Annotated in this window: 2 protein-coding genes; both read right to left on the bottom strand. The window is 71.2% G+C overall.

The genetic code is table 11. The annotated features are described in order from the left end of the window. On the bottom strand, positions 1-1,244 hold a 1,244-nt coding region (locus tag ETD96_RS42735; protein ID WP_138642177.1), incomplete at its 3' end, for a cytochrome P450. Between the two features lie 122 nt (positions 1,245-1,366). Next, complete coding sequence (locus ETD96_RS42730) at positions 1,367-3,124, bottom strand: acyl-CoA dehydrogenase family protein (protein WP_138642176.1); 1,758 nt, start codon at positions 3,122-3,124, stop codon at positions 1,367-1,369. Positions 3,125-3,424: the final 300 nt, after the last annotated feature.

Genomic DNA, 3,424 nt, shown 5'->3' with positions numbered 1-3,424 from the left:
GACAGGGAGTAGCGGATCGGGAGGCGCTTCAGGCCGCCGACGAAGGTGGTGGCGATGCCCACCGGGTCCCCGGCGAGTTCGATCGAGCGGAGGCGCGGTATGAGCTCTTCATAGAACGCGCGGATCTCCATGCGGGCGAGCGCGGCGCCGAGGCAGTAGTGGACGCCGAAACCGAACGCGAGGTGCTTGTTCGGGTCGCGGCCGACGTCGAACGTGAAGGGATCGTCGAAAACGTCCTCGTCGCGGTTCGCCGACGGGTAGGAGAGCAGGACGGCGTCGCCCTCGCGAATGGTCGTGCCGCGCAGTTCGTAATCCCGCGTGGCGGTGCGCATGAACTCCTTGACCGGCGTCACCCAGCGGATCATCTCGTCCACCGCGAACGGCATCAGCTCCGGCTTGTCGCGGAGCCGTTCGAGCTGGTCGGGGTGCTCGATGAGGGCGTGCAGACCGCCGGAGATCGTCGCGCTGGTGGTGTCGTGCCCGGCCGTCGCGATGATGACGTAGTACGAGGCGGTGTCGAAGTCGTTGAGCGGCTCCCCGTCGACCCGCGCGTTCGCGATGGCGGACGCGAGGTCGTCGGTCGGGTCCTTGCGGCGCGCCACCGTCAGTTCCTGGAAATAGGCGAAGAAGTCGAGCAGGACCTGCAACTTCTCCTCGTTGGTCGTGCCGCGCTGGAACTCGGCGTCGTCCCCGCCGAACAGTTCCTGCGTCAGCTTCAGCATGCGGCCGAAGTCGCTCTCCGGAAGCCCGAGCAGCGACAGGATCACGTACAGCGGGAAATGGACGGCGACCTCCTGCGCGAAGTCGCATTCGCCGCCGCGCTCCACCAGCCGGTCGACGTACCGCTTCGCGAGCTCCCTGATGCGCGGCTCCAGCGCCCGCATCGCGCGCGGCCGGAACCAGTCCGCGCCGATCGCCCGGATGACCCGGTGGTCGGGGTCGTCCATGTGGATGAGCGTGCGCAGCGCGATGCCCTGCTCGGCCCGCTGCCGGTTCAGCCGGTCGAACTCGGCGGTGCCGAGCAGCGGGCGCGGCGCGTTCAGGAAGATCTGGTGGTTGCGCTCGACCTCCAGGACGTCCTCGTGCCTGGTGATCGCCCAGAACGGCTCGTAGTCGGGGGCGTCCACCCGGTGCACCGGCGACTCGCGGCGCAGCAGCGCGAGCGACGCGTGCAGCCGCCGGTCGTCGGCGTAGGCGTTCGGATCGGCGAGGTCGAGGCCCGCCTCGGCCACGGTAAGCGTCATCGCTCTGCTCCTCGATCGGGGCTGCCGCCTCCCAGGAACCTACGGGCCCGAATCCTGTTCGGTCAATGATCACCGACCGCGCCGCGCCGCTCCCGGCCGCCGAATGCCCGGCCGATGAACGCCTAGCCGGTGAACGCGCCGTCCGCCAGGTCCGCGAAGCGGTCGAGGTCCTCGGCGGGGGCGTCGATCGCGCGCAGCGGGCCGGCGTCGGCGAGGTGCGTCCGGGCGTAGAGGCGGGCGACGAGCGCCTTGCGGTCCGTGCCGGAGTCGGCGCGCTCCCAGCCCGCCTGCTCCAGGAGCAAGGCTGCCGCATAGACGTCCGCCATGTACTGGGCGAGCGGGAAGAGGCGCGCCTCGGCGACAGTCCTGTCCAGGCCGCGCCATGCCGCTATGGCCTGGCGGAGATGCCCGATGCGCTCGCCGACCAGCTCGGCCGTGGCGTCGTCCCCCTGCGGCGCCTGCCGGACGGCCTGCGTGAGCCTTTCGAGGAACGGCTCGTGCGCGTCCTGCCGTTCGATGGCGCGGCGGACGTCCATGCACAGGATGTTGTCGCCGCCCTCCCAGATGGGGTTGACCTGGGCGTCGCGCAGAAGGCGCGCTACCGGCCACTGCTCGATGTAGCCGTTCCCGCCATGGATTTCGATGGCGTCACTGGCGGCCGTCACACCGAGCCTGGCGGCCCTCAGCTTGATGAGCGCCGCCCCTATGCGCAGCCTGGGGCGTCCTAGGTAGCCGTCGAACACGAGTGCCTGCGCGGCCTCGGTCTCCACGATCAGCTCGGCGAGCTTGCGCCGCATGAGCGGCTGGTCGGCCAGCGGGGCACCGAACGCCTCGCGCGCCCGCGCGTAGCAGAGCGACTCGACCAGCGCCCGCCGCGCGCAGCCGAGGCCCATCATCGAGATGCCGAGGCGCGCCCCGTTGGTCAGCTCCATCATGCGGGCCAGGCCCTTGCCGTCGCCGCCCTGCCCGGCGCTGGACGACGGGGCCAGCAGGAACGCCTCCGCGTCGGTGAACTCGATCTCCGCGGAGGCCACGGAGCGGGTGCCGAGCTTGTCCTTGAGCCGGCGGATCCGGACGCCGTTGCGCGTGCCGTCCCGCCGCTCCGTCAGGACGAGGAACGGCGCGATGCCCCGCACCCCGTCGGCGGCGCCCTCCGACTTGGCCAGCACGACGAACGCCGACCCGTTGGCGTTGGACGCGAACCACTTGAGCCCGTTGACCCGCCAGGCGTCGCCGTCCTTGGTCGCCGTCGACTCCAGGGCGCCCAGATCCGATCCGCCGGACCGCTCCGTCAGCATCTGTGCGGCCTCGCCGGACATCTCCCCGGCCGCGAACAGCTCCCGCACCCGCTCCCTGACGTCCTCGGGCGCGAACATCTCGGTCAGCTGGACGACCATGTCGCCGCCGGTGCCGAGCGCGCACGCCATGCCGATGTCGGCCTGGTCCAGCAGGTAGCTCCAGGCCACGCCCAGCGGCGCCGGGTCGACCCCGTTGGCCTTCGCCTCCGCGACGAAGTCGGGCCGCGTGAACGACGTCGCGACGATGTCCCGCCGGGCCGCCTCGAACGACGGCGGCATGACGACCTCGCTGACGTCGCGCCCCCACCGGTCGTACTTCTCCAGCCGGGGCGGGTTCCGGTCGGTCTCCTCGGCTCGCTCGGCGACCGGCCCGCCCATCAGCGCGCCCATCTCCTTCAGCCGCGGCTCGGCCCAGCCGAACCCGTCCCCGAGGTGGCGCCGCATGAGGAACCGCAGCGTGGGGTCGCAGTCGTACCAGTTGCGGCCCACGGCCCCCTGGTAGCGCTCGGTCGCGTACCGGCGCGCCTTCTGCGCGCCGCCGAACGGCAGCCGGTCGAACGGCTCGATCAGATAGGACGTCATGCGTCCGACATTACGCTTTTTCGTCACATGATGGAAGCCTGTAACGACAGTGCGCCCGAAACGACCACATCGGTACGCTCTGCCTTCCCCCTCGACCCGGACGAGCACGGCGCCAACGCCGCCTTGACCGGCCGCCCTCTCTGCTTCTTCGACCCGCGCCATGGCCCGTCGGTGAATCGCGTCGCCTGGGCCCCGCCGGGCGGCGCCCCGCGCGACGTCGACGTGTGCGCCCGATCGCGACGGGCGTCCGTCCCGCTCCCGCCCCCTGTCTCTTATTCCCATCTGACGCTGCCGACGACG

Origin of the sequence: Actinomadura geliboluensis, assembly GCF_005889745.1 — a bacterium.
Lineage (GTDB): Bacteria > Actinomycetota > Actinomycetes > Streptosporangiales > Streptosporangiaceae > Spirillospora > Spirillospora geliboluensis.
This window is presented reverse-complemented; position numbering and strand designations above follow the sequence as displayed.